19 protein-coding genes and 1 tRNA gene are annotated in these 23,641 nt (G+C 51.4%); 14 read left to right on the top strand and 6 right to left on the bottom strand.

Annotation, left to right across the window (positions count from 1 at the left end; translation table 11 throughout):
- Positions 1-126: 126 nt before the first annotated feature.
- Entirely contained in the window at positions 127-468 is a 342-nt protein-coding gene (locus tag OGW17_RS04410) for a helix-turn-helix transcriptional regulator (RefSeq protein WP_071818848.1), read from the bottom strand.
- A 182-nt stretch (positions 469-650) separates the two neighbouring features.
- Here OGW17_RS04410 and gap point away from each other — a divergent pair, with 182 nt between their 5' ends.
- From gap to OGW17_RS04425, 3 genes are all read left to right on the top strand, one after another.
- Entirely contained in the window at positions 651-1,652 is a 1,002-nt protein-coding gene (gene gap / locus OGW17_RS04415; RefSeq protein WP_012131419.1) for a type I glyceraldehyde-3-phosphate dehydrogenase, read from the top strand.
- Positions 1,653-2,036: 384 nt separating this feature from the next.
- Positions 2,037-4,580 (top strand): oxygen-sensing cyclic-di-GMP phosphodiesterase DosP, encoded by a 2,544-nt coding sequence (gene dosP / locus OGW17_RS04420; protein WP_071260193.1) that lies wholly within the window; start codon positions 2,037-2,039, stop codon positions 4,578-4,580.
- Positions 4,577-6,139 carry a sensor domain-containing diguanylate cyclase gene (locus OGW17_RS04425; protein ID WP_049011460.1) on the top strand — a complete coding sequence of 521 codons (1,563 nt, stop codon included), beginning with the start codon at positions 4,577-4,579 and terminating at the stop codon, positions 6,137-6,139. Before dosP ends, OGW17_RS04425 begins: the two co-directional genes overlap by 4 nt.
- Positions 6,140-6,181: 42 nt before the next feature.
- Here OGW17_RS04425 and OGW17_RS04430 read toward each other — a convergent pair whose 3' ends face one another.
- On the bottom strand, positions 6,182-7,606 hold the full coding sequence (locus OGW17_RS04430) for a glucose/sorbosone family PQQ-dependent dehydrogenase (RefSeq protein ID WP_197982152.1): 1,425 nt from the start codon (positions 7,604-7,606) through the stop codon (positions 6,182-6,184).
- Between the two features lie 627 nt (positions 7,607-8,233).
- Here OGW17_RS04430 and OGW17_RS04435 point away from each other — a divergent pair.
- Positions 8,234-9,838, top strand: a complete 1,605-nt coding sequence (locus OGW17_RS04435; protein ID WP_071260197.1) for an MFS transporter — start codon at positions 8,234-8,236, stop codon at positions 9,836-9,838.
- Positions 9,839-10,010: 172 nt separating this feature from the next.
- Here OGW17_RS04435 and OGW17_RS04440 read toward each other — a convergent pair.
- Both OGW17_RS04440 and OGW17_RS04445 read right to left on the bottom strand, forming a co-directional pair.
- Positions 10,011-10,085: transfer RNA gene (locus tag OGW17_RS04440), tRNA-Arg, on the bottom strand.
- Between the two features lie 75 nt (positions 10,086-10,160).
- The gene (locus tag OGW17_RS04445; RefSeq protein ID WP_012131426.1) at positions 10,161-11,093 is read right to left on the bottom strand and encodes a formate/nitrite transporter family protein; all 933 of its coding nucleotides are present in this window, start codon (positions 11,091-11,093) and stop codon (positions 10,161-10,163) included.
- A 288-nt stretch (positions 11,094-11,381) separates the two neighbouring features.
- Here OGW17_RS04445 and mlaA point away from each other — a divergent pair, with 288 nt between their 5' ends.
- Complete coding sequence (gene mlaA, locus OGW17_RS04450) at positions 11,382-12,137, top strand: phospholipid-binding lipoprotein MlaA (protein WP_024130145.1); 756 nt, start codon at positions 11,382-11,384, stop codon at positions 12,135-12,137.
- A gap of 62 nt (positions 12,138-12,199) precedes the next feature.
- Here mlaA and fadL read toward each other — a convergent pair whose 3' ends face one another.
- Positions 12,200-13,549 carry a long-chain fatty acid transporter FadL gene (gene fadL, locus OGW17_RS04455; protein ID WP_024130146.1) on the bottom strand — a complete coding sequence of 450 codons (1,350 nt, stop codon included), beginning with the start codon at positions 13,547-13,549 and terminating at the stop codon, positions 12,200-12,202.
- Positions 13,550-13,920: 371 nt separating this feature from the next.
- Between fadL and OGW17_RS04460 the strand changes: the two genes are divergently transcribed.
- From OGW17_RS04460 to sixA, 4 genes are all read left to right on the top strand, one after another.
- Positions 13,921-14,205 carry a YfcZ/YiiS family protein gene (locus tag OGW17_RS04460; protein WP_024130148.1) on the top strand — a complete coding sequence of 95 codons (285 nt, stop codon included), beginning with the start codon at positions 13,921-13,923 and terminating at the stop codon, positions 14,203-14,205.
- Positions 14,206-14,382: 177 nt separating this feature from the next.
- Complete coding sequence (gene fadI, locus OGW17_RS04465; RefSeq protein WP_012131431.1) at positions 14,383-15,693, top strand: acetyl-CoA C-acyltransferase FadI; 1,311 nt, start codon at positions 14,383-14,385, stop codon at positions 15,691-15,693.
- A complete protein-coding gene (gene fadJ / locus OGW17_RS04470) occupies positions 15,693-17,840 on the top strand; it encodes a fatty acid oxidation complex subunit alpha FadJ (RefSeq protein WP_071260199.1) in 2,148 nt (715 codons plus the stop codon). Before fadI ends, fadJ begins: the two co-directional genes overlap by 1 nt.
- 206 nt (positions 17,841-18,046) lie before the next feature.
- Positions 18,047-18,532, top strand: a complete 486-nt coding sequence (sixA, locus tag OGW17_RS04475; RefSeq protein ID WP_047462281.1) for a phosphohistidine phosphatase SixA — start codon at positions 18,047-18,049, stop codon at positions 18,530-18,532.
- Between the two features lie 118 nt (positions 18,533-18,650).
- Here the strand turns inward: sixA and smrB are convergent, their stop codons facing one another.
- A complete protein-coding gene (smrB, locus tag OGW17_RS04480) occupies positions 18,651-19,202 on the bottom strand; it encodes an endonuclease SmrB (RefSeq protein ID WP_012131437.1) in 552 nt (183 codons plus the stop codon).
- A 165-nt stretch (positions 19,203-19,367) separates the two neighbouring features.
- On the opposite strand from smrB, the gene prmB reads away from it, so the two are divergent.
- From prmB to OGW17_RS04505, 5 genes are read left to right on the top strand one after another with little or no spacing between them, the layout of a single operon-like run.
- The gene (gene prmB, locus OGW17_RS04485; RefSeq protein ID WP_012131438.1) at positions 19,368-20,300 is read left to right on the top strand and encodes a 50S ribosomal protein L3 N(5)-glutamine methyltransferase; all 933 of its coding nucleotides are present in this window, start codon (positions 19,368-19,370) and stop codon (positions 20,298-20,300) included.
- Positions 20,301-20,338: 38 nt separating this feature from the next.
- Positions 20,339-21,424 (top strand): chorismate synthase, encoded by a 1,086-nt coding sequence (gene aroC, locus OGW17_RS04490; protein WP_012131439.1) that lies wholly within the window; start codon positions 20,339-20,341, stop codon positions 21,422-21,424.
- A 3-nt stretch (positions 21,425-21,427) separates the two neighbouring features.
- Positions 21,428-22,252: a penicillin-insensitive murein endopeptidase gene (mepA, locus tag OGW17_RS04495; RefSeq protein WP_012131440.1), complete on the top strand. Its 825-nt coding sequence runs from the start codon at positions 21,428-21,430 to the stop codon at positions 22,250-22,252.
- Positions 22,252-23,061 (top strand): sulfite exporter TauE/SafE family protein, encoded by an 810-nt coding sequence (locus OGW17_RS04500; protein WP_012131441.1) that lies wholly within the window; start codon positions 22,252-22,254, stop codon positions 23,059-23,061. The genes mepA and OGW17_RS04500 overlap by 1 nt, the downstream gene beginning before the upstream one ends.
- On the top strand, positions 23,061-23,609 hold the full coding sequence (locus OGW17_RS04505) for an elongation factor P hydroxylase (RefSeq protein WP_012131442.1): 549 nt from the start codon (positions 23,061-23,063) through the stop codon (positions 23,607-23,609). Before OGW17_RS04500 ends, OGW17_RS04505 begins: the two co-directional genes overlap by 1 nt.
- The last annotated feature ends 32 nt before the right edge of the window (positions 23,610-23,641 follow it).

A 23,641-nucleotide genomic window follows, 5' to 3' on the forward strand; every position in this document is an offset into this window, starting at 1 on the left:
TGGCCGTATCAAGCCGACGCTGATAACTATCATATGATCATCAAAGTGATGTAATCCCTGGTATTCCAGAAGGGATAAGATGTTCGTTGCTCTTTAAAATTATGCTTGCCTGATGTTCGGTTGAAATTAAACGCGTTCTCTTTTTTCTGTCATATCGCGTCTGACTTGTCCTGGCGTTTTCCCAAAGTATTGATGGAATCGTCTTGAAAAGGCTTGCTGACTGGAAAAACCTACGATAAAGGACACATCCATTATCGGTGTCCTGGTTGTCGATAAAAGTTCAAAAGCCTTATTTAATTTTAACTCTGTCACATACTGACCAAGGGTTACGCCGGTATGTGATTTGAATATTCTCTGGAGGTGCCAGGGAGAATATCCTGATCTCGCGGCTATGTCAGTAATTCGTAATGGTTTGTCTGTATTGTTGTGGAGCCATTCAAGTAGAACGTCGAGCACACTTTTGTACATGATAATACATCTGCCATTTTCGGTTATTGATTATGTATCAACGTATCATAATCATAATGCTTATATCGAACTTTATTATGCAGTTTTTTTGATGATAACCAGCAATAAAATTATGCAGCATCGGCAACCTTGTTGTGTATGTTGGTAGTGTCTTATGAGCGCTTTTATTTTGAGGATTGAATATGAAAAGAATTGGCATCAATGGTTTCGGTCGTATCGGTAGACTGGTATTACGCCGGATTCTGGAAACTGAACTGAATGTGGAAATTGTCGCTATAAACGATCTCACCTCGCCGGATGTTTTGGCTTATTTGCTGAAATATGATTCAAACTATGGTCCCTTTAACGGCACGGTTTCCCATGCTGACGGTTCAATTATCGTCAATGGTAAAGTCATCAAAGTATTTGCTGAGAAAAATGCGGGTGATATCCCCTGGGGTAGCCTGGGTATTGATGTTGTTGTGGAATGTACCGGTTTTTATACTTCAGCAGAAAAAGCGAATGCCCATATTGAAGCCGGAGCGAAAAAAGTGCTTATCTCCGCGCCTGCAGGCGATATGAAGACCATCGTTTATCATGTGAATGATGAAACGCTCACTTCTGCTGATAACATTATTTCCGTTGCGTCCTGTACGACAAACTGTCTGGCGCCGGTGGCAAAAGCCCTGAATGACGCCTTTGGTATTAACGTCGGCACGATGACGACGGTACATGCTTATACCGGCACCCAGGCTCTGGTGGATGGTCCCCGAGGTAAAGACTTCAGGGCTTCTCGTGCTGCGGCGGAAAATATTATCCCGCATACGACAGGGGCGGCCAAAGCGATTGGTCTTGTTATTCCTGAACTTAACGGGAAACTGAAAGGCCATGCCCAACGCATTCCGGTAAAAACGGGTTCAGTGACGGAGTTAGTGACCGTCCTGAATAAGACCGTCACCGTTGAAGAGGTCAATAACGCGCTGAGAAATGCAACAGTTGATAATGAGTCATTTGGCTATACGGATGAGCCAATTGTATCGTCTGATATTATTGGCATCCATTTTGGTTCCGTTTTTGATGCGACCCAAACGGAAGTGACCGAATTTGATGGCGTGCAACTGGTCAAGACGGTCGCCTGGTATGATAATGAATACGGGTTTGTGACCCAGTTGGTCAGAGTATTGAAGAAGTATATTTCCCTCTGATTTTTGTTGAAAAGAAACCCCTGCACAAAAATGCGGGGGTTTTTAAATGGTGATATAAATTTAGGTTATGTCAGGTTTTTATTGTTGATGTGCGCTGTCGTTCAGGTAATGAAAACGGCAAACATGGCTTCGTACTGCGTAAGAAAAGGAACCGGACAGAAAAGGAATAGCAGGCATGATAAGCGTGACATATTTTATACCGCTGAGTGGAAGTAATCCGTTTGCTTCAGTAGACTTTTCCTACAGGGTTTGAATAGCGAAACGCGGCAGGTGACGTCATCACTATGTATCGGCCTGCCTGAGGCTGTGGTTTGCAGGGACAATTGTTCAGGATAATGCGACTTTCCGTCAGTCAGGCATTATCTGTTGAGGAGTTATCTGAAAATGAAAGCTGCGGCTGACAATATTCTGTTTCCTGCTCTTGAGCAGACGTTCATGGCGGTTGTCCTCGTCGACGAGCGTAACCGGGTTCTGTTCTTTAACGAAGCCGCAGAGAAATTGTGGGGCTATTCCAGGGATGAAGTGCTTGGCCGGGATATGAATATATTAATTCCCGGGCCTCTGAAGCATGTTCATGGGGATTATGTCCACCATCACCGCGACGGGGGAAATTCCCGGGTTGTCGGGATGAATCGTGAACTTCAACTGGAACGAAAAGACGGCACGCAGGTCTGGACCAGCTTTTCGCTCTCCAAAATAGACGTGGATGGCCGCATCCACTACATGGCCGCCGCCAGAGACGTCAGCAAAGAGGTGGCCAGGCGCGAGCAAAACCGTCTGTTGTTGCTTGCCGTCAATAATACGGACAGAGCCGTGGTTGTTCTGGATGAACAACGTCGTATTGTCCAGACCAACCGTGCGTTCACCAGCATGTTTGGATATGGCGCAGATGAAGCCATGAACCAGGTATTCCCTGATTTCCTGCTGTCTTCAGGAAACAGCGATGACGCGCTAAAGCGTGTGGAAGAACATCTGCGGGGAAGTCGCTGGTTTCAGGAAGAACTCCTCACCGCGACCAGAAACGGCAGGGAAGTCTGGAGCCGGGTTTCGGTAAACCCTGTCCTCAATGAGCGTGACCACCGCCAGACCCGTAACCTTGTCGTAACCTTCGTTGATATTACGGAAGAACGTAATATTCGTAATCTGGAACGGGATGTACTGGCCGCGCTGACCAGCCGGATGACTTTCCAGGAAACGGGTGATTACATCTGCCAGCGAATTGGAAATATTGCGCCAGGCGTACTGGTCTCGGTATGCCGGATCGTCGATAACCGGATGCGCCCGTGGGCAGCTCCCGGTTTTCCAAAAGAATATGGTGAATACTGGGATGGCGTGGCCGTCGGTGAAGGCGTGGCAAGCTGCGGTACTTGTGCTGCGCGTGGCGAGCCCGTCATGGTCCAGGATATCAGCACCGATCCTCTATGGGCTCCCTATAAACATCAGATGTTGCCTCATGGTTTTCGGGCATGCTGGACATACCCTGTAAAACGTCGAGATGGTTCCGTGGCAGGGACGTTTGCTTTTTATTTCAGGACACAGAATGAGCCGGATACGTTTCTGGTTCGCATTGCCGATGCCAGCGTTCATCTTTGCGCTCTGGCGATTGAGCGGGAGGAAGGTCGCCAGCAAATCGACCGGCTGGTTCGGTTCGATGCCCTTACGGGGCTGCCCAATCGTCAGTATCTCTATCACCATCTGGATAAACTGCTGTCGGGTAACGAACCTGAACTCGCCGTGTTTTTCCTCGATATTAACCGCTTTCGTAAGGTGAATGAGTCACTGGGGTATTCCGCTGGCGACCAGGTGATTATCACGCTGGCTAACCGCTTGCAGGAACGGTTCGGGCCGCATCACTTTATCAGCCGGGTGGGTGGCGCGCAGTTTGTCGTGGTGGCGAGCGCCTGTCGTGTTGATGAGGCCTCACACCTGGCTGAGCTTATGCAGCATATCGTTGGCGCTGAAATGAGCGCCGCCGGGCAGACCTTCGAGCTTAAAGCCTGTATTGGGATCAGCCATTCCATTGGCGGCGACAGGGAAACGCTGCTGGCCCACGCCGAGAGCGCGATGGAGCGGGTACGTGAAAGCGGTGGAAGCTATCAGTTTTTTAACCCGGAACTGAATCAGGCCGTCATGCAACGTCTGAAACTGGGCATGGCGCTGCGAAATGCGATTACGGAGGGGCATTTGCGGCTGGAATATCAGCCTCAGATCAGGGCTGCGGACGGGCAGGTATACGGTTTTGAAGCGCTGACCCGATGGCACGATCCGCACGCCGGCGACATCTCTCCAGGGACGTTTATTCCTCTGGCTGAAGAGACGGGAGAGATAGAGCATATCGGCCTTTGGGCGCTGCGTGAAGTTTGCCGACAGCTTTTTGAATGGCGGAAAAAGGGCACGAATGTGTCGGCGGTATCTGTAAACCTGTCTGCTCATAACTTCCGTAAGCCTGATTTACCCCGTTATATCGCCGACCTGCTGAATGAATATCAGCTGCCCGGCAATATCCTGACCATTGAAATTACGGAAAGCGCCATGATGGAACTGACGGACGAGATGCTTGCGCGGGTCAGGGAGATTCGTGCGATGGGCGCGGGGGTCTCAATGGATGATTTCGGCACCGGCTTTTCCAGTCTGGCCAGCCTGGCGTATCTGCCGGTGACGGAGGTCAAAATTGATAAAAGCTTCATTGACCGGTTCGCCCGCGATCGTCGCGTCAATGCGCTGGTCGAAGCGGTTGTCAGTATTGGGCATAACCTCGACCTGACGGTTGTGGCGGAAGGTGTGGAAAATACCCATCAGCATCAGCAACTGAGAAAAATGGGCTGTTCCGTACTTCAGGGATTTCTTTTTTCCCGACCATTGTCGGCGAATACGTTACCGGTATGGCTAGAGGCTTACCGTTCACCCTTGCAGGATGCACAATCATGAAGAAAAAACTGTTACAGATGCTGAATTTGCGTCTGCTTATTATTGCTTTTGCGTTTCTGATGACCCTCCTTACTCTTTTCAATAGTTTCTATTCAGCCTGGCGTGTCCAGAAGCAGGTACTCATTGAGAATGAACTCAGTGAAAACCAGGCATATGCGGAGAGGATTGCTTCCACTATTGATTTGTATCTGGCGGTTTTCATGGAGCGTCTGGAATACAGTGCGAGCGTCATCGGTCAGCATTTCGATGATGAGAGCATCATCGCTGGAGAAATGATGAGGATGCAGCGGCGAGATTTTGGTTTTGATTCCGTTACGCTGGTGGATGAAAAAGGCAAAATTATTGGCGTGCTGCCTGAATCCCTGAACCTGAAGGGGAAAATGCTGACCACGCCAGGCGGCGTCGAGGCTCTCAAAGAAATGCAGCCGACGGTCAGCAGCGCCTACAATTCTCTGTCCGGTAATCTGGTGGTGTATATTTCACATCCCGTCAGGAATGCGCAGGGGAAATACCTCGGTTTTATTGGCGGCGCGATTTATCTGCAAAGAAGCAACGTTCTTTCTGCGCTCATTTCTAATCATTTCCGCAATGATGACAGCTATATTTATGTCGTTGATAAAAATGACCAGCTCTTATATCACCCCGATCCGGCCCGCAGAGGGGAAAAAGAGGAAGGCAATGCCGCAGTGAAAGCCGTGGAGCAAGGGCTGAGCGGCGCGATGGAGGTGACGAACTCCCGTGGCGTGGAAATGCTGGCGGGGTATGCCAGTATAAATACCTCGGGCTGGGGCGTTGTGGCGCAAAAACCAAAAGATAAAACCCTTACTGCGCTTGATGGGCTCATGTGGCAAATGATACGCGGCGTTGTACCGCTGGGTATTGTGGGGTTGTTTATTCTCTGGTGGCTGGGGAATGAAATCGTCAGACCATTGCGTCAACTGGCGGATCACGCCATTTCGATGGACAGCGATGAGTCCGCAGAAAAAGTACGAAACGTTCGATCATGGTATATCGAAGCCTCCCGACTCAGGCGCGCGTTGCTTCAGGGAATGGAATTAATCCGGGAGAAAATGAAATGGCTGAACGATCAGGCCAGCACTGACCCGCTTACCGGCCTGGTCAACCGACGGGCGGCAGAGAAACTGCTGGCTGAATACGAACATCAGCAGCGGCAGTTTGCGGTGATTTCTCTGGATATCGATCGCTTCAAAGCCGTCAACGACACGTTTGGTCATGACATTGGCGATGTTACGTTAAAAGCGCTGGCGCAGCTGCTGAAGCGAAGCTGTCGTAAAAATGATACTGCCTGCCGTATGGGAGGAGAGGAGTTTATGATGTTTTTCCCGGAGACGTCGGTAGAGGCTGCGGCGGATATTGCGGAGCGGCTGAGAAAAGAGGTCGCCGCCGCAAAGATAGAGACGGTAGGGCATATCACCATTTCTCTTGGCGTGACGGTGTGGCCGTCGGGCGTTGACTCTGTCTCTCAGGCGCTGAAACGGGCTGATGAATTGATGTACCAGGCGAAACAGGCGGGCAGAAACCAGGTGGTCGCAGGATAAAAAAGCAGGCGAATACCTTATTCGTATTCGCCTGTTATTGAATTATTTGCCCGTGTATTCAAAGACGATAATAGAACCCGGGTTACTCAGATTATGCGTTGGATGGTTGGATTCATCCATCACATTACCAAAGTTATCCGTCGCCACGTAGATTTTACGGGTGTCCGGGCTGACCAGCACCATGCGGTAACGGTTTGCCGTGTGGAAATATTTCGCGACGTCACCCTGGACATCTTTCTTATCGGCATTCAGCAGAACACGGTACAGCGCGCCATTTTTCATGGAGCTGATAATCACCGAGTTTCGCCAGCCTTTAATTACGCCGTTTTCCGGGTAGTATGCCACGCTGGATGGCGCAATTGTCGGCCAGCAGATATATGAAGAATCCGGGCCGCAGCTGGCGTCGTTATAGGTAAAGCCTTCTTTGACCGTAAAGAACGTTTTAATCGGCGCTTTAAAATCTGCGGCTTTCCACTCTGTTTCTTTCTGGACAGGAACGCCTGCCGGAATATGGTTAGGGTCCCAGGTCAGAGACGGGCAATTCGCCGCTTCAGAGTAGTTGGCATAAACGTAAGCCTGATCGTCCTGGAAACCGGCAACGTGTGGCCAGCCATAGTTGCCGCCGGGTTCGAGGATATTCAGCTCATCATCGGAGGATGGCCCTTGTTCGGATGCGTAAAGGGTATCGCCAATAAATACCAGTCCCTGAGGGTTACGGTGTCCGTAAGTAAACAGGTGGCTTTTGATCCCTTTAATAACGGGGTTATCATCTGGAATAGAGCCATCGGTATTCAGACGCAGCACTTTACCGGCATAGGCGGCATAGTCTTTATTCTTCAGTTCATCCTCAGTGGGAATACGCTGAGCTTCGATAGGTTTACAGAAATTCGCGCCCTGGTTATGCCCTTGTTCACCGATGGTATAATACAACTTCCCGTCCGGGCCAAAGCGCAGGCGTCCACCGTTATGGTCATTGCCTGCCGGGAATCCAGCCAGGATCTCTTTTTCATTACCCAGCTTCTGGGTTTTTTCGTCATATTCCAGGCGAACGATTTTGGCGTGTTCCTTGTCGCCGTTCATATAGGTATAGGCCGTATAAACATAATTATCGCCACCCGGTTTCATGAAGTTCGGTGACAACGCCAGGCCCAGAACGCCTTCATGCTGCGGCCCGGTATGAACCCCGCTCAGCGTAATGGCGACTTTTTTCTCACCGGTTTTCGGGTTGATACGATCGATAGAAGCGGCTTTACGTTCGGTTACCCATAAATAATCATCCGGCCCCCACACCATATCCCACGGGGCATCAAGCCCGCTAATGAGGACATGCGCGGAAAAAGGTTCTGAGGCTTGTATCTCGGTTTGTTTTGAATTTGCGGCCTGTGATGAGGTTGCGGCATAACTAACGCCAGATATGGCAAGGGCTAACGTAACAGCCTGACTGATGCGCTTTATTTTATTATTCATCATTGCGTTCCTGTATATGATAAATAGTTTCGATGGATGTCGAAATTTTCGAAGATGTAACAACTATTGTCCTTGAGAGGTAATTTGTCAAGTTGCGCCAGAAGCCGATAATTTATTAAAAATGAATCTGTTGCGATAAGGTGGAATAAGTCAGTTTGGGTGTGTCGGCATTGGAGTGTTGTTTAACGTGTTGTTTGTACTGAATGTTTTCTCTGGCAGTTGTTAGAGGTTCATTTGTTGGCTTCTCACAATATCGCGATATGAATTTATTGTCTCATTTTTTGAAATTCACTGTCCGACATGTGTTGTTAATGTTGATTTTCACCCACGGGATTATGTGGTTGTGTTCTATAATGAGAGTGATGTCCATGAATAGTCTCTATTTTTCAGTGATGACACTTTATTTAAGGATTATCAGGCACATTTCTACCGGGGATGGTATTGTCTGAACGCGGATTTTAATTCTTGTTATTTATTTTTATAAAAGGTAATGTCATGAGATAAGGGACTGTATCTAAATATTCCCCATAAATCTTCTTTTCCTGTTTTGCATTTTGATTACGATATCGTTGATACCTGTGACAAGTAAATGATTACCGGTCATCTTAAGCTGGAGGGCATATTTATATGGCAGAACAACATTCATCAGCATGGTCACCTTTACGTAACCGTGTTTTTTTCATGTTATGGATAGCCACACTCTTTTCTAATATCGGGACCTGGATGAATGATGTTGGCGCCGGTTGGTTGATGACCAATTTAAGCCCGGACCCTGTCATGATTGCCGCTATTCAGGCAATGACCACGCTGCCCGTATTCTTGCTGGCGTTACCGGCGGGGGCCATTGCGGATATTTTCGACAAGAGAAAGTTACTTATTCTTGTTAATATTATTATGCTGTGTGCCGCATCTCTGCTCGCAATTATCGTCTATTTTAATGTTGTCAGTATCGGATGGTTATTATTCATCACGTTTATTCTCGGGTCCGGCGCCGCGTTTTTAGGCCCGGCATGGCAGGCCATTGTACCTGCTATTGTTGAACCTCATGAATTAAAATCCGGGATTGCGTTAAACAGTATGGGGATTAACATCAGCCGGGCGATCGGGCCCGCGCTGGCCGGTATTTTGATTTCACAGGTCGGTCTTTATCTTCCTTTTCTTCTGAATGCGTTGAGTTTTATTGCGATTATTGCTGCGGTATGGTGGTGGAAAGGAGAAGAAAAAACGAACGGGAGTCTTCCGGCTGAATCTGTTGTTGCCGCAATGGTTTCAGGTTTGCGTTATGCCCGTTACAGCCCGGAATTAATGAGAACAATAATAAAGGCTGCCAGCTTCTTTGTTTTTGCCAGCGCGTATTGGGCAATGCTCCCGTTGGTGGTGAGACTCTCACTTCAGGGAGATGCAACATTATATGGCGTGTTAACAACCAGTATCGGGATCGGCGCTGTCTGTGGAGCATTCAGTTTGCCCGCGCTGCGTAAGCGACTCAGTGCCGGCGCTCTTATTACTTCAGGAACATTCGGTACTGCTGCCGTATTACTGATATTCGCCGGAGCAGCATCCCAATATGCCGCCATTTTCGCCAGTATTGTGGCTGGTTTTAGCTGGATTATTACCTTGTCAACGCTCATGATATCAGCCCAGACAGCGCTCCCGGACTGGGTTCGCGCAAGAGGGCTGGCCTTGTATCTGACCGTATTTTCCGGGTCAATGGCATTCGGTTCTCTGGTCTGGGGACAAATTGCCTCGCATACGTCAGTAACCACAGCATTACTTTCTGCCGCAATCGGTATTGTCGTTGTCTGGTTATGCGTATTAAAGGTAAAAATTGACCATGACAATATTAACTTGCAGCATTCAGACCACTTTAGCCTTGCTGAGGACGGTCTTAATGATATTACCGGCCATACCGGCCCGATGCTGGTGTCTGTTTATTATCATGTCGATGCTGAAAAGAATGGCCAATTTATCAGTTTGATGAAAAAGTTAAAAAATATCCGGTTAAGGGATGGCGGTTACGCCTGGGGACTGTTTGTGGTTCCTGAGAAATCCAATGAATTTATTGAAACATTCATGGTGTCGTCATTGGCTGAACATCTGCGTCAGCACGACAGAGCGACTGTCGATGACAGACAAATACAGCAGCAGCTGGATGACGTCATTCTGAATAAAAAAGCAACACACTATTTTTCTGCGAGTGTAGCGGAATCCTTTGTCATACAAGAGGAATAAAAATAAGCGTTCAGCTTATACCGTCTGGTGAATAATAGAACGTTGTGGGGCGGCAGGACTGAATCACGCATCATCCTGTCTGCCGCGTGGCAATGTAGAAATGCAAAATCACAAGACGATGGCTGATTGTGGTGGTTTTACTGAACCCGGCAGATGTCAGGAGAGATATGTATGGTGTCCCCTGCAGGAATCGAACCTGCAACTAGCCCTTAGGAGGGGCTCGTTATATCCATTTAACTAAGGAGACGAGGCGGCACGAGTATAGCGTTTTTTACCCTGCACAGTAAGTATATCGCCGCCTGACTGCTCAAACTGTCGCCATTCAGGACTGTTTTTTCTGCTTTTCTGCTTTCTTTCCGGCACGCAGCCTGGCCTCTTCTTTGCGTCTGGCGCTCATATCATTACGGATCTGCGCATGGCTCATAAGCGCGAAGATGAATGTACCGCCGCAGATATTCCCCGCCAGCGTGGGCAAAGCAAAGGGCCAGAAAAAGTCGCTCCAGTGCAGCGTGCCGTTAAACACCAGATAGAGGATTTCAACCGAACCCACGACGATATGAGTCGTGTCAGCGAGGGCGATAAGCCAGGTCATCAGAATGATCACCACGATTTTTGCGGCGCCGGCAGCAGGAAACATCCATACCATTGTGGCAATGATCCAGCCGGAAATAATGGCATTGGCAAACATCTCGCCAGGGCTGTTTTTCATCACATCCATGCCGATTTTGACAAACGCATCACGCGTTTCTTCGTCAAATATAGGCATATATTCAAAAGCCCATGCGGCGATGCCAGTACCGACTACGTTGCCCAGTAACACCACGCTCCAGAGCCGCATCAGCAGACCCGCGTTGCCCATCGTCGGGTTTTGCATCACCGGCAGAACGGCGGTGACGGTATTTTCAGTAAACAACTGCTGGCGCGCCATGATGACGATGATAAAACCAAAGGTATAACCCAGATTCTCAAGTAAAAAACTGCCGGGGACGCCGTCCAGCTGTACGTGAAAAATACCTTTCGCCAGTAGCGAGGCGCCCATTGAGAGCCCTGCGGCAATGGCTGACCACAGCAGCGCCATAGCGTCACGCTCCAGCTCTTTTTCGCCGTCCTGGCGGATATGTTCGTGAATCGCCATCGCGCGTGAGGGGAGGCGATCCTCGTCGACCTCTATCTTTTTCCCGCGTTGTTTTTCTTCGCTTTCGACTTCGAGTTCGTCACTGTGTTGATCAATTTTCTCTTCGCTGAATTTATCCATTGTGAGACCTCGTGATGAACACATTTGTCTAAAGCGTAGTGGCTTTTATCCGACTGAAGGCAGGGCAAACTCTGAAATCGCAAAAAAGGCGACGCGCGTTTTTACCCGCCCGGTTAGAATGAAACCCGCCATGAGCCAGAGTTACAGGCTATGATCAAATCAACAAGAATCAGTATATAGACATCATTTGACGTGCTGTTACAATCGCTCACACCTAAACAGGCGGATACGGTCTCGTTCCGTCATGGATGGCAATCAGCGATAGCCATAATCAACAGGGAGACATTTATGAAGCTTCGCCTGTCGGCGCTTGCGCTGGGGAGCACACTGCTGGTGGGATGTGCAAGCTCCGGTACAGAACAGCAGGGGCGTTCAGATCCGCTCGAAGGATTTAACCGCACTATGTACAACTTCAACTTTAACGTGTTGGACCCGTATGTCGTTCGACCGGTCGCTGTCGCCTGGCGTGATTATGTTCCGCAGCCTGCCAGAAATGGTTTGAGTAATTTTACCAGCAACCTCGAAGAGCCTGCGATTATGGTGAACTATTTCCTGCAGGGCGATCCCTATCAGGGCATGGTGCACTTCACCCGCTTCTTCCTGAATAGTATTTTGGGGATGGGGGGCTTTATTGATGTTGCGGGGATGGCGAATCCAAAACTACAGCGTGTTGAACCGCACCGTTTCGGCAGTACGTTAGGCCATTACGGCGTGGGGTATGGCCCCTACGTGCAACTTCCGTTCTATGGCAGCTTCACGCTGCGTGAAGATGGCGGTGATATGGCCGATACCCTTTATCCGGTTCTCTCCTGGCTCACCTGGCCGATGTCGATCGGTAAATGGACCATTGAAGGAATTGAAACCCGCGCGCAACTGCTGGATTCCGATGGTCTGCTGCGTCAGTCTTCCGACCCGTATATTCTGGTGCGTGAAGCATACTTCCAGCGTCATGACTTCATCGCTAACGGCGGGAAGCTTAAACCGCAGGAAAACCCGAATGCCCAGGCGATTCAGGACGATCTTAAAGAGATTGATTCTGAATAACCACACGAGGCCAATAAAAAAGGTGAGTCAAAAGACTCACCTTTTTTTACGTCTGATGAAAATCAGAACGCGTAGTTAAAGTTCGTACCGAACAGCCAGGCTTTACCGTCAGACTTGAAGGAGTAAGCTGCCGGGCCTTCCCCTTCGGTGAATTTCACGTTCTGACCGTGCATATAGGATGCGCCAACGTCAATAGAAGCATCTTCATTGAAGGCGTAAGTTGCACCCGCGCTCAGCCACAGACGGTCCTGATCGGGAATAGAAATGGAACGTTTGTTTGCCGGAACCGGGCTATCGTCATACGCGATACCGGTACGGAAAGTCCAGTTCTTATCGTAGTAGTAGGTCGTACCCAACGCGATACGGTACGCATCCTTAAAGCTTTCATCTTTATAGAAGAGCGTCTGGCCGTCGTCGCCTTTGGCTTTTAACTCCTGGAACTGGCTCCAGCTGGTATAAGTCAGGCTATAGTGGATAGCCCATTGCGGCGCGACGCGGTTATAACCGGAGATTTCCCACATTTCAGGCAGGTTCAGGGTTAAGGAACCATTCTGTGTTGCGCCGCCAGTGCCGTATGGCAGGCTTGAAAGCCCCATGCTGGCGAAAATATTGTTCAGATTTGGGTTAATGGAGCTTTTGTAATCGCCTTCGAAGTCGATTTTCACTTCAGAGCGGTAGGTCAGACCCCAACGGTTATCCTTGTCGAGTTCATACAGGATGCCTGCGTTCCAGCCGAATCCCCACTCATCACCCTTCAGGTGGGCGATCTGGGAGTCAGGGGAGTTAATGCCATCCGTCCACTGAGAGGGGACGCCTTGTCCAACCAGCTGTTGTGAAAGCACCGGACCGAGGGAACCCGCATAGCGCTCAATTTTAGCTTTCGCGTAAACCGCATCAAAACCAACCCCGAAGCTCCAGCTATTATTCAGGCGATAGGCGCCGCTGAGGTTCAGGTTCACCGTTTGCAGGTCTGTTTTACCGCCATAGATACCGGCTGAATAATCTTTATTGAATTCGGTGGCGAGGCCGTAGTTGGAGGTAATGGACGCCCCCCAACCGAACTGATCGTTGATCGGCGCAACGAAGTGCAGGTTAGGAACCCACGCTGTTGGCGCAATATTATTCGCGTTGGCATTTTGCCCGGTTAAGTTAGAGCGGCCGGTCACATTGACATCTGGATCGATATACACCGCACCCGCAGAGAAGGTGGGGCGATCGAACATCATAATTAACGCCGGGTTGCGGCTAACGTTACCGGCATCATCTGCGATAGCGCCTTCACCCGAATAAGCCCGGCCAAGGCCAGAGGAAGAAAATTCGTTTAACTGAAAGCCTGCAGACCAGGCCTGTGTGGAGACGATTGCCACTGCGACTGCGAGAGCAGACTTTGTAAACAGGGTTTTCTGGCTCATGACCATAACCTCATCGATTTATTTTTATACAAACTATGTTACATGCCGTAACAGGAGCGCGAAGTGTAGGGTCTGAGGTACGACAGAGAAATCAGACCAGTGGCGTGAGTATAGGTCTGACCAGCTGGAATGTTGCAAGTATGTTTATAATATTTTTCAATTGTGATCGTAGAAACGCGATCCAGCTGGCAAATTTGAGGCCTGGCGCACTCACTCGATTGGGCGATTTTTGTTTTAGATCATTTTTAAGTGTGATTTCGGTCACTTATCCCATTTTGCGTCATTAACGACTGGAGAGCCTTTTTCCACGAGCGTAAAATATCCTCAATATTTATCTGGCACCTTGAGTGCAAATACAGAGGAAATCTACAATGAGTAAATGCAGTGCTGATGAAACCCCGGTTTGCTGCTGTATGGATGTTGGCACCATTATGGACAACTCCGATTGCACCGCGTCTTACAGCCGTGTGTTTGAAAACCGCGCGCAGGCCGAAGAGACGCTGGCGGCTCTGACAGAAAAAGCGCGTGGCGTGGAGTCTGAACCTTGCCAGATTACATCCACCTTTACCGAAGAAGCTGAAGGCGTGCGTCTGGACATCGACTTTGTCTTCGCCTGCGAAGCTGAAACGCTGATCTTCCAGCTGGGTCTGCGTTAATCCCCTTCTTTGAATGCCCCTGTCAAATTCTGGCAGGGGCATTTTCGTAACCCTCTGTTACTATCCTCTGTGTCTTAGCTCTCACTTTCTGGCGTCTCCGCTTGGCGAAATGTAAAAAATTGGTTAAGACTGTGATCAGGTCAGACCACTTATTTTATTTTTTTACAGGGGAATGTTATGAGTCAGGCTTTACCACTGGTTACCCGCCAGGGCGATCGTATCGCCATTGTAAGCGGATTACGTACGCCGTTTGCTCGTCAGGCCACCGCTTTTCATGGCATTCCTGCTGTTGAGCTGGGAAAAATGGTGGTTGGGGAATTGCTGGCGCGCAGTGAAATACCTGCCGAGGTTATTGAGCAACTGGTTTTTGGCCAGGTGGTGCAAATGCCTGAAGCTCCCAACATCGCCCGGGAAATTGTGCTGGGTACGGGGATGAATGTTCACACCGATGCCTACAGCGTAAGCCGGGCGTGCGCAACCAGTTTTCAGGCGGTAGCGAATGTTGCGGAAAGCCTGATGGCAGGGACGATTCGCGCGGGGATTGCTGGCGGCGCGGACTCCTCTTCCGTGTTACCCATTGGCGTCAGCAAAAAGCTGGCGCGTATACTGGTGGACGTCAATAAAGCCCGCACGACCGGGCAAAAACTCAAACTCTTTTCCCGCCTGCGTCTGCGAGACCTGATGCCTGTTCCGCCCGCGGTCGCTGAATATTCCACCGGGCTGCGGATGGGCGATACGGCCGAGCAAATGGCGAAAACCTATGGCATTACGCGTGAGCAGCAGGATGCGCTGGCGCATCGTTCCCATCAACGAGCCGCGCAGGCCTGGGCCGAAGGTAAACTGGCGGATGAGGTGATGACGACATATGCGCCGCCGTATAAAGAGCCTTTCTCTGAAGACAATAATATTCGTGGCAACTCTACTCTGGCTGATTATGCGAAGCTGCGCCCCGCGTTTGATCGACAACACGGGACGGTCACGGCGGCGAACAGTACACCGCTGACGGATGGCGCGGCAGCCGTCATCCTGATGACGGAGTCTCGCGCTAAAGAACTTGGCCTGGCGCCGTTGGGCTATCTGCGTAGCTATGCGTTTACCGCAATTGACGTCTGGCAGGACATGCTGCTGGGCCCGGCCTGGTCGACGCCGCTGGCGCTGGAGCGGGCCGGATTAACGCTGGCCGATCTCTCGTTAATTGATATGCATGAAGCCTTTGCCGCTCAGACGCTGGCTAACATTCAACTGCTTGGCAGTGAGCGTTTTGCCCGCGACGTGCTGGGCAGGGCGCATGCGACCGGAGAAGTGGATGACAGTAAGTTTAACGTCCTCGGCGGGTCGATTGCCTATGGACATCCGTTTGCCGCAACGGGGGCGCGGATGATCACGCAAACCCTGCATGAGCTACGCCGTCGGGGAGGCGGTTTTGGCCTGGTGACCGCGTGTGCTGCGGGGGGTTTAGGGGCGGCAATGGTTCTGGAGGCGGAATAATGGACATGACATCGGCTTTCACGCTTAACGTGCGTCTGGATAACGTCGCGGTCGTCTCTATTGATGTCCCCGGTGAGAAAATGAATACCCTGAAGGCGGAGTTCGCGACGCAGGTTCGCGCCATCCTGAAACAGATTCGGGAAAACAAGGTGCTGCGCGGTGTGGTTTTTATTTCTGCGAAGCCGGATAACTTTATCGCGGGGGCGGATATCAACATGATCGGCAACTGCAAAAGCGCGCAGGAAGCTGAAACGCTGGCGCGTCAGGGCCAGCAGATAATGGCTGAAATTCAGGCGTTGTCTGTTCCGGTTGTCGCCGCCATTCACGGCGCGTGTCTTGGCGGCGGGTTAGAGATGGCGCTGGCTTGCCATCGGCGCATTTGTACTGATGATGCGAAAACCGTGCTGGGCCTGCCGGAAGTGCAACTGGGGCTGCTGCCAGGGTCTGGCGGTACGCAGCGATTACCGCGCCTGGTTGGGGTGAGTACGGCGCTGGACATGATCCTCACCGGTAAGCAATTACGGCCAAAACAAGCGCTCAGGGTTGGTCTGGTGGATGAAGTCGTGCCGCACGCCATTTTGCTTGAGGCCGCCGTGGAACTGGCGATTAAAGGGCGTTCCGCTCAGCGGAATTTGCCGGTGCGTGAACGTATTCTGGCCGGGCCGCTTGGGCGCACGCTGCTGTTTCGCATGGTCAGTAAAAAAACCGGGCAGAAAACGCAGGGTAATTACCCGGCGACAGAGCGAATCCTTGAGGTGATTGAAACCGGGCTGGCGCAGGGAAGCAGTAGCGGATACGACGCGGAAGCGCGGGCGTTTGGCGAACTGGTGATGACGCCGCAGTCGCAGGCGTTGCGGAATATCTTTTTTGCCAGCACCGAAGTGAAAAAAGATCCGGGGAGCGACGCGCAGCCTGGCCCGTTAGCCAGCGTAGGTGTGCTGGGCGGAGGTCTGATGGGCGGCGGTATTGCTTACGTGACGGCCTGTAAAGGCGGCTTGCCGGTTCGCATCAAAGATATTAATGCCAAAGGCATCAACCACGCGCTGAAGTACAGCTGGGATCAGCTTGAAACCAAAGTTCGCCGCCGTCATATCAAAGCGGGCGAACGCGACAAACAGCTGGCGCTAATCTCCGGCTCAACGGATTACCGCGGCTTCTCGCATCGGGATCTGGTTATTGAAGCGGTGTTTGAAGATCTGGCGTTAAAACAGCAGATGGTGGCGGAAGTCGAGCAAAACTGCGCTCCTCACACCATTTTTGCCTCCAACACCTCATCTTTACCCATCGGCGACATCGCGGCTAACGCGGCCAGGCCTGAGCAGGTGATTGGTTTGCACTTCTTTAGCCCGGTAGAAAAAATGCCGTTGGTGGAGGTCATTCCTCATGCGACAACCTCCGCGCAGACGATCGCCACGACCGTTAAGTTGGCGAAAAAACAGGGCAAAACGCCGATTGTGGTCAGCGATAAAGCCGGGTTCTACGTTAATCGTATTCTTGCCCCGTATATCAACGAAGCAATACGGTTGCTGACCGAAGGCGAACGCGTTGAAGCGATCGACGCCGCGCTGGTCAAGTTTGGTTTTCCGGTCGGGCCAATCCAACTTTTGGATGAGGTTGGCATCGATACAGGCACTAAAATTATACCTGTACTGGAAGCCGCTTACGGCGAACGTTTTAGCGCGCCTGCAAACGTTGTTGCCTCAATTTTGAATGACGATCGCAAAGGCAGAAAAAATGGTCGCGGTTTCTATCTTTATGGCGTGAAAGGGCGTAAAAGCAAAAAACAGGTCGACCCTGCAATTTATAGGCTTATTGGTACGCAAGGGCAGAGCCGACTTTCTGCGCAGCAAATGGCTGAGCGGTGCGTGATGTTAATGCTCAATGAAGCGGCGCGCTGCTTTGATGAGAAGGTGATCCGCAGCGCGCGTGATGGCGACATCGGCGCGGTATTTGGTATTGGTTTTCCGCCGTTTCTTGGCGGCCCGTTCCGTTATATGGACACTCTCGGCGCGGGTGAAGTGGTTGCGGTTCTGCAACGACTGGCTACGCAGTATGGCGACCGGTTTACCCCGTGCGAGCGCTTATTGCGGATGGCTGAACGCGGTGAACGTTTCTGGAACAGTGGGGAAACAGACCTGAAGGAATAAGGTCATATCAGGACGAGACCGCACCGAATGACTGTGTGGTGGTCAATTTGTAAACAAAGATTGACTATACTTACGCCATTGAGGTAAAAAACAGCGTTTCATTCGGTGAATGGATAAGGCACAATGCCGGCCACCGCATTTTTATCATACCCGTCAGGGTTTTTGCTAAGAATGTGGGTGATTCTGGTTAACAAAAGCGGTGCAATATGCAAGTTTTTATCATGCGTCACGGCGACGCGGCCCTCGATGCCGCCAGTGATTCGGTTCGTCCCTTAACCTCGTGTGGTTGTGACGAATCCCGCCTTATGGCGAACTGGCTGAAAGGTCAAAAAGTGGATATCGAACGTGTTCTGGTGAGCCCGTTTCTACGAGCCGAACAAACGTTGGATGTGGTAGGGGAGTGTATGAACCTGCCTGGCAATGTGGACGTTTTGCCGGAGCTTACTCCTTGCGGCGATGTCGGTATGGTCAGCGCCTGGTTGCAGACGCTGGCGAATGAAGGCGTCGCATCGGTGTTAGTGATCTCTCACCTGCCTTTGGTGGGATATCTGGTGTCTGAACTCTGTCCTGGCGAGACGCCGCCAATGTTCACCACATCTGCGATTGCCAGCGTAACGCTTGATGAAAGCGGCAAAGGGATTTTCAACTGGCAGATGAGCCCGTGTAATCTGAAAATGGCAAAAGCGATTTAACGTTATTATCGTCGGTTGGATACTGTGCCTGATGGCGCTTCGCTTATCAGGCCTACAGCCTGCACTGATCCCGTAGGCCGGATAAGGCGCTTGCGCCGCCATCCGGCAATCGGCATTGTCAGGGAAGCTCCGGCGGCAACCACTCTTCTACTTCAATCAATACCAATAGCGCAGCGTCCCCGCCGTACTCTTTTGGCGCCTGATGGAAGGCCATAACGTGCGGATGTTGCGCCAGCCATAACGGCGTTTGTTGCTTAAGAATATGCTTTCCGTGGCCGTGCATCACACAGGCGCAAAAGACATGCTCGCGGCGACAGGCGGCAATCAGCGCCCCCAGCTCTTGCTTGGCTTGCTGTTGCGTCAGACCGTGCAAATCCAGGAACAATTCCGGCGAATAGTCGCCCCGACGCATTTTCTTCAGCTCGAAATGGCTGACGTCGGCACGTACATATTTCACCGGGCCGTCCGTATTCAATAACGGTTGAAATTCATCGGAGAAATAGTGGCTGGCATCAGCCTGCTCCTGTATCAGACGCTTGACCGGGACTTCTGTGATTTTTTTACGTTGCGGTCGGTGGACAATGGTGTCCTGCTTAATCTGGCGGGTGCCGGTCATTAACTGCCGGAACAACGCCTGGTCCTCCTCGCTGAGCGATGTTTTCTTTTTCATTCGAACGTCTCATCTTTTATTTTGCGTTAGTTTACCCGACTCAGGGGACATTCGTTCAGCCAAAACGCAATTTTCACGCTCTGGCGCCGCGTGAGTGCTGATTTATCGCCGTCTTCGTGGCAAACTAGCCGCCGAATTTAATGCGAGCATGCCCTGGAGGAATACGTGGATAAAATTTTCGTCGATGAAGCAGTGAGTGAGCTGCATACCATTCAGGACATGTTGCGCTGGGCGGTAAGCCGGTTTAGCGCGGCGAATATCTGGTATGGTCACGGCACGGACAACCCGTGGGATGAGGCCGTACAGCTGGTACTGCCGTCACTTTATCTGCCGCTGGATATTCCAGAAGACATGCGCACCGCGCGCCTGACGTCCAGCGAACGTCACCGCATTGTTGAACGGGTCATTCGTCGTGTCAACGAGCGTATTCCTGTGGCCTACCTGACCAATAAAGCCTGGTTCTGCGGCCATGAATTCTATGTTGATGAACGCGTATTAGTGCCACGTTCGCCGATTGGCGAGCTGATCAACAACCGCTTCGCGGGGCTTATCAGCGAGCAGCCGCACCACATTCTGGATATGTGTACCGGCAGCGGATGTATCGCTATCGCCTGTGCTTATGCTTTCCCGGAGGCGGAAGTGGATGCCGTTGATATCTCCAGCGACGCGTTAGCCGTAACCGAACACAACATTGAAGAGCACGGTCTGCTCAACCATGTCACGCCGATTCGCTCCGATCTGTTCCGCGATCTGCCGAAAGTGCAGTATGACCTGATTGTGACGAACCCGCCGTACGTTGATGCGGAAGATATGTCCGATCTGCCGAATGAATATCGTCATGAACCTGAACTGGGCCTGGCGTCCGGCACTGACGGTTTAAAACTGACCCGCCGTATTCTGGGCAACGCGCCGGACTACTTGTCCGATGACGGTATTCTGATTTGTGAAGTCGGAAACAGCATGGTACATCTGATAGAACAATATCCCGATGTACCGTTTACCTGGCTGGAGTTCGATAACGGCGGCGACGGCGTCTTTATGCTGACGAAAGCGCAGCTCATTGCGGCTCGCGAGCATTTCAGCATCTATAAAGATTAATCAACGGTCAACAACACAACAACGATAACGGAGCCGTGATGGCAGGAAATACACTTGGACAACTCTTTCGCGTAACGACTTTTGGTGAATCACACGGGCTGGCGCTCGGTTGTATCGTTGATGGCGTTCCGCCGGGCATTCCGCTAACGGAAGCCGACCTGCAACACGATCTCGACAGACGCCGTCCGGGAACCTCGCGTTACACGACCCAGCGTCGTGAACCGGACCAGGTGAAAATTCTCTCCGGCGTCTTTGAAGGCGTGACGACGGGCACCAGCATTGGCCTGTTGATTGAAAATACCGATCAGCGTTCACAGGATTACAGCGCCATTAAGGACGTTTTCCGCCCGGGCCATGCCGACTATACCTACGAGCAGAAATACGGTCTGCGCGATTACCGTGGCGGTGGTCGTTCTTCCGCCCGTGAAACGGCGATGCGCGTCGCGGCTGGCGCGATTGCTAAAAAATATCTGGCGGAGAAACACGGCATCGTCATTCAGGGGTGTCTGACCCAGATGGGCGATATTCCGCTTGAAATCAAAGACTGGCAGCAGGTTGAACAAAACCCGTTTTTCTGTCCTGATCCAGATAAAATCGACGCGCTGGATGAACTGATGCGCGCCCTGAAGAAAGAGGGCGATTCGATTGGGGCAAAAGTGACCGTCGTGGCAAACGGCGTTCCGGCAGGGCTTGGCGAACCGGTCTTTGACCGTCTGGATGCGGACATCGCTCATGCGCTGATGAGCATCAACGCGGTAAAAGGCGTGGAGATTGGCGATGGGTTTGATGTGGTCGCGTTGCGAGGCAGCCAGAATCGCGATGAAATTACCAAAGAGGGCTTCCTGAGCAACCATGCGGGCGGTATTCTCGGCGGTATCAGCAGCGGGCAACAAATTGTTGCACATATGGCGCTGAAACCCACTTCCAGTATTACGGTGCCGGGACGTACGATTAACCGCTTTGGTGAAGAAGTCGAGATGATCACCAAAGGGCGTCACGATCCGTGCGTTGGGATCCGCGCCGTGCCGATCGCTGAGGCCATGCTGGCGATCGTGCTGATGGATCACCTTCTGCGCCAGCGCGCGCAAAATGCGGATGTAAAGACTGATATTCCACGCTGGTAATCAATGAAAAAAACGGCACTCGCGTTGCTGGCTCTTCTGGTCAGCAGCGCCAGCCTGGCGGCGACGCCCTGGCAGAAAATTACGCATCCTGTTCCCGGAAGTGCGCAATCCATCGGCGGCTTTTCGAATGGCTGCATTGTTGGGGCAGACACGCTTCCCGTGCAGTCCGAACACTATCAGGTGATGCGTACCGATCAGCGCCGCTATTTTGGTCATCCCGATCTCGTGATGTTTATTCAACGACTGAGCACTCAGGTCAGCAACCTTGGGTTTGGAACGGTGTTGATCGGCGATATGGGGATGCCTGCGGGCGGGCGGTTCAACGGCGGACATGCCAGCCACCAGACCGGGCTCGATGTTGATATTTTTCTGCAACTGCCGAAAACACGCTGGACGCAGGCGCAGCTACTGCGACCTCAGGCAATTGACCTGGTCTCCCGCGACGGAAAACATGTGGTGCCTTCGCTGTGGAAGCCGGAAATTTCCAGCCTGATCAAACTGGCGGCGGAAGATAACGACGTCACGCGTATTTTTGTTAATCCTGCCATTAAACAGCAGCTATGCCTGGATGCCGGAACCGATCGTGACTGGTTGCGTAAAGTGCGACCCTGGTTCCAGCATCGTGCGCATATGCATGTACGATTACGTTGCCCTGCCGACAGCCTGGAGTGCGAAGATCAGCCTTTGCCTCCGCCTGGCGATGGATGCGGCGCAGAACTACAAAGTTGGTTTGAACCTCCTGAACCTGGAACAACAAAGCCTGAGAAGAAGACACCGCCACCGTTGCCGCCTTCCTGCCAGGCGCTACTGGATGAGCATGTACTCTAATGGACAATTTTTTAAATCTGTTTATGGTGTCCCCGCTGTTATTGATTGTTCTTTTTTTCGTGGCAATGCTGGCTGGATTTATTGATTCGCTGGCGGGGGGAGGCGGCTTATTAACGATCCCTGCATTAATGGCGGCAGGCATGTCGCCAGCACAGGCGCTGGCGACCAATAAATTGCAGGCCTGCGGCGGCTCCCTCTCCGCGTCAATCTATTTCATTCGTCGCAAAGTGGTTAATCTTGCCGATCAGAAACTCAATATTCTGATGACGTTCATTGGCTCAATGAGCGGCGCGTTACTGGTGCAATATGTCCAGGCGAGCATTTTGCGGCAGATTTTACCGGTGCTGGTTATTTGTATTGGCCTTTACTTCTTGTTGATGCCGAAACTCGGCGAAGAGGATCGTCAGCGTCGGCTTTATGGCCTGCCTTTCGCGCTTGTCGCCGGGGGCTGTGTCGGATTCTACGATGGCTTCTTCGGCCCGGCTGCCGGATCGTTTTACGCGCTGGCGTTTGTGACGCTGTGCGGGTACAACCTGGCGAAATCCACCGCCCATGCCAAAGTGTTGAATGCCACCTCGAATATTGGCGGCCTGTTGCTGTTTGCCATTGGCGGTAAAGTCATTTGGGCGACAGGTTTCGTGATGCTGATTGGCCAGTTTCTGGGCGCTCGTATGGGCTCGCGACTGGTGTTAAGCAAAGGACAGAAGCTCATTCGCCCGATGATTGTCATCGTCTCTGCGGTGATGAGCGCCAAACTACTTTATGATAACCACGGACAGGAGATTCTCCACTTGCTGGGGATGAACTAATGAACAGTACGCATCATTACCAACAGCTAATTGATATTTTTAACGGCTGCTTTGCCGACGATTTTAATACCCGTCTGATTAAAGGCGATGACGAACCAGTCTATCTTCCTGCTGATGCGGACGTGCCGTACCACCGGATTGTTTTTGCGCACGGCTTTTACGCCAGCGCGCTGCATGAGATTTCGCACTGGTGTATTGCCGGAAAGGCGCGTCGCGAGCTGGTGGATTTTGGTTACTGGTATTGCCCGGATGGGCGTGATGCGCAAACCCAAAGCCAGTTTGAAGACGTGGAAGTGAAACCGCAGGCCTTTGACTGGTTGTTTTGCGTGGCGGCGGGTTATCCGTTTAACGTCAGTTGCGACAATCTGGAAGGGGACTTCGAACCGGATCGCGTGGTATTTCAGCGCCGTGTTCATGCTCAGGTGATGGAGTACCTGGAAAAAGGCATTCCTGAACGCCCGGCCCGGTTTATTAAAGCGTTACAGAATTATTATCACACGCCTGACATTACGGCGGAACAGTTCCCGTGGCCGGAAGCGCTCAACTGAGGCCGACGCCACGTTTACAATGAGGAAAGAAG

The organism is Citrobacter sp. CK181 (genome assembly GCF_030333595.1).
Classification (GTDB): Bacteria; Pseudomonadota; Gammaproteobacteria; order Enterobacterales; family Enterobacteriaceae; genus Citrobacter_B; species Citrobacter_B koseri.

Bases quoted from the DNA above. Each gene is read 5' to 3' on its own strand.
- fadL (WP_024130146.1), bottom strand. From the start codon at position 13,549: ATGAGCCAGAAAACCCTGTTTACAAAGTCTGCTCTCGCAGTCGCAGTG.
- mepA (WP_012131440.1), top strand. From the start codon at position 21,428: ATGAAAAAAACGGCACTCGCGTTGCTGGCTCTTCTGGTCAGCAGCGCC.
- OGW17_RS04410 (WP_071818848.1), bottom strand. From the start codon at position 468: ATGTACAAAAGTGTGCTCGACGTTCTACTTGAATGGCTCCACAACAAT.
- OGW17_RS04430 (WP_197982152.1), bottom strand. From the start codon at position 7,606: ATGAATAATAAAATAAAGCGCATCAGTCAGGCTGTTACGTTAGCCCTT.
- OGW17_RS04500 (WP_012131441.1), top strand. From the start codon at position 22,252: ATGGACAATTTTTTAAATCTGTTTATGGTGTCCCCGCTGTTATTGATT.
- smrB (WP_012131437.1), bottom strand. From the start codon at position 19,202: ATGAAAAAGAAAACATCGCTCAGCGAGGAGGACCAGGCGTTGTTCCGG.
- fadJ (WP_071260199.1), top strand. From the start codon at position 15,693: ATGGACATGACATCGGCTTTCACGCTTAACGTGCGTCTGGATAACGTC.
- OGW17_RS04435 (WP_071260197.1), top strand. From the start codon at position 8,234: ATGGCAGAACAACATTCATCAGCATGGTCACCTTTACGTAACCGTGTT.
- mlaA (WP_024130145.1), top strand. From the start codon at position 11,382: ATGAAGCTTCGCCTGTCGGCGCTTGCGCTGGGGAGCACACTGCTGGTG.
- fadI (WP_012131431.1), top strand. From the start codon at position 14,383: ATGAGTCAGGCTTTACCACTGGTTACCCGCCAGGGCGATCGTATCGCC.
- sixA (WP_047462281.1), top strand. From the start codon at position 18,047: ATGCAAGTTTTTATCATGCGTCACGGCGACGCGGCCCTCGATGCCGCC.
- OGW17_RS04505 (WP_012131442.1), top strand. From the start codon at position 23,061: ATGAACAGTACGCATCATTACCAACAGCTAATTGATATTTTTAACGGC.
- aroC (WP_012131439.1), top strand. From the start codon at position 20,339: ATGGCAGGAAATACACTTGGACAACTCTTTCGCGTAACGACTTTTGGT.
- gap (WP_012131419.1), top strand. From the start codon at position 651: ATGAAAAGAATTGGCATCAATGGTTTCGGTCGTATCGGTAGACTGGTA.
- OGW17_RS04460 (WP_024130148.1), top strand. From the start codon at position 13,921: ATGAGTAAATGCAGTGCTGATGAAACCCCGGTTTGCTGCTGTATGGAT.
- OGW17_RS04425 (WP_049011460.1), top strand. From the start codon at position 4,577: ATGAAGAAAAAACTGTTACAGATGCTGAATTTGCGTCTGCTTATTATT.
- dosP (WP_071260193.1), top strand. From the start codon at position 2,037: ATGAAAGCTGCGGCTGACAATATTCTGTTTCCTGCTCTTGAGCAGACG.
- OGW17_RS04445 (WP_012131426.1), bottom strand. From the start codon at position 11,093: ATGGATAAATTCAGCGAAGAGAAAATTGATCAACACAGTGACGAACTC.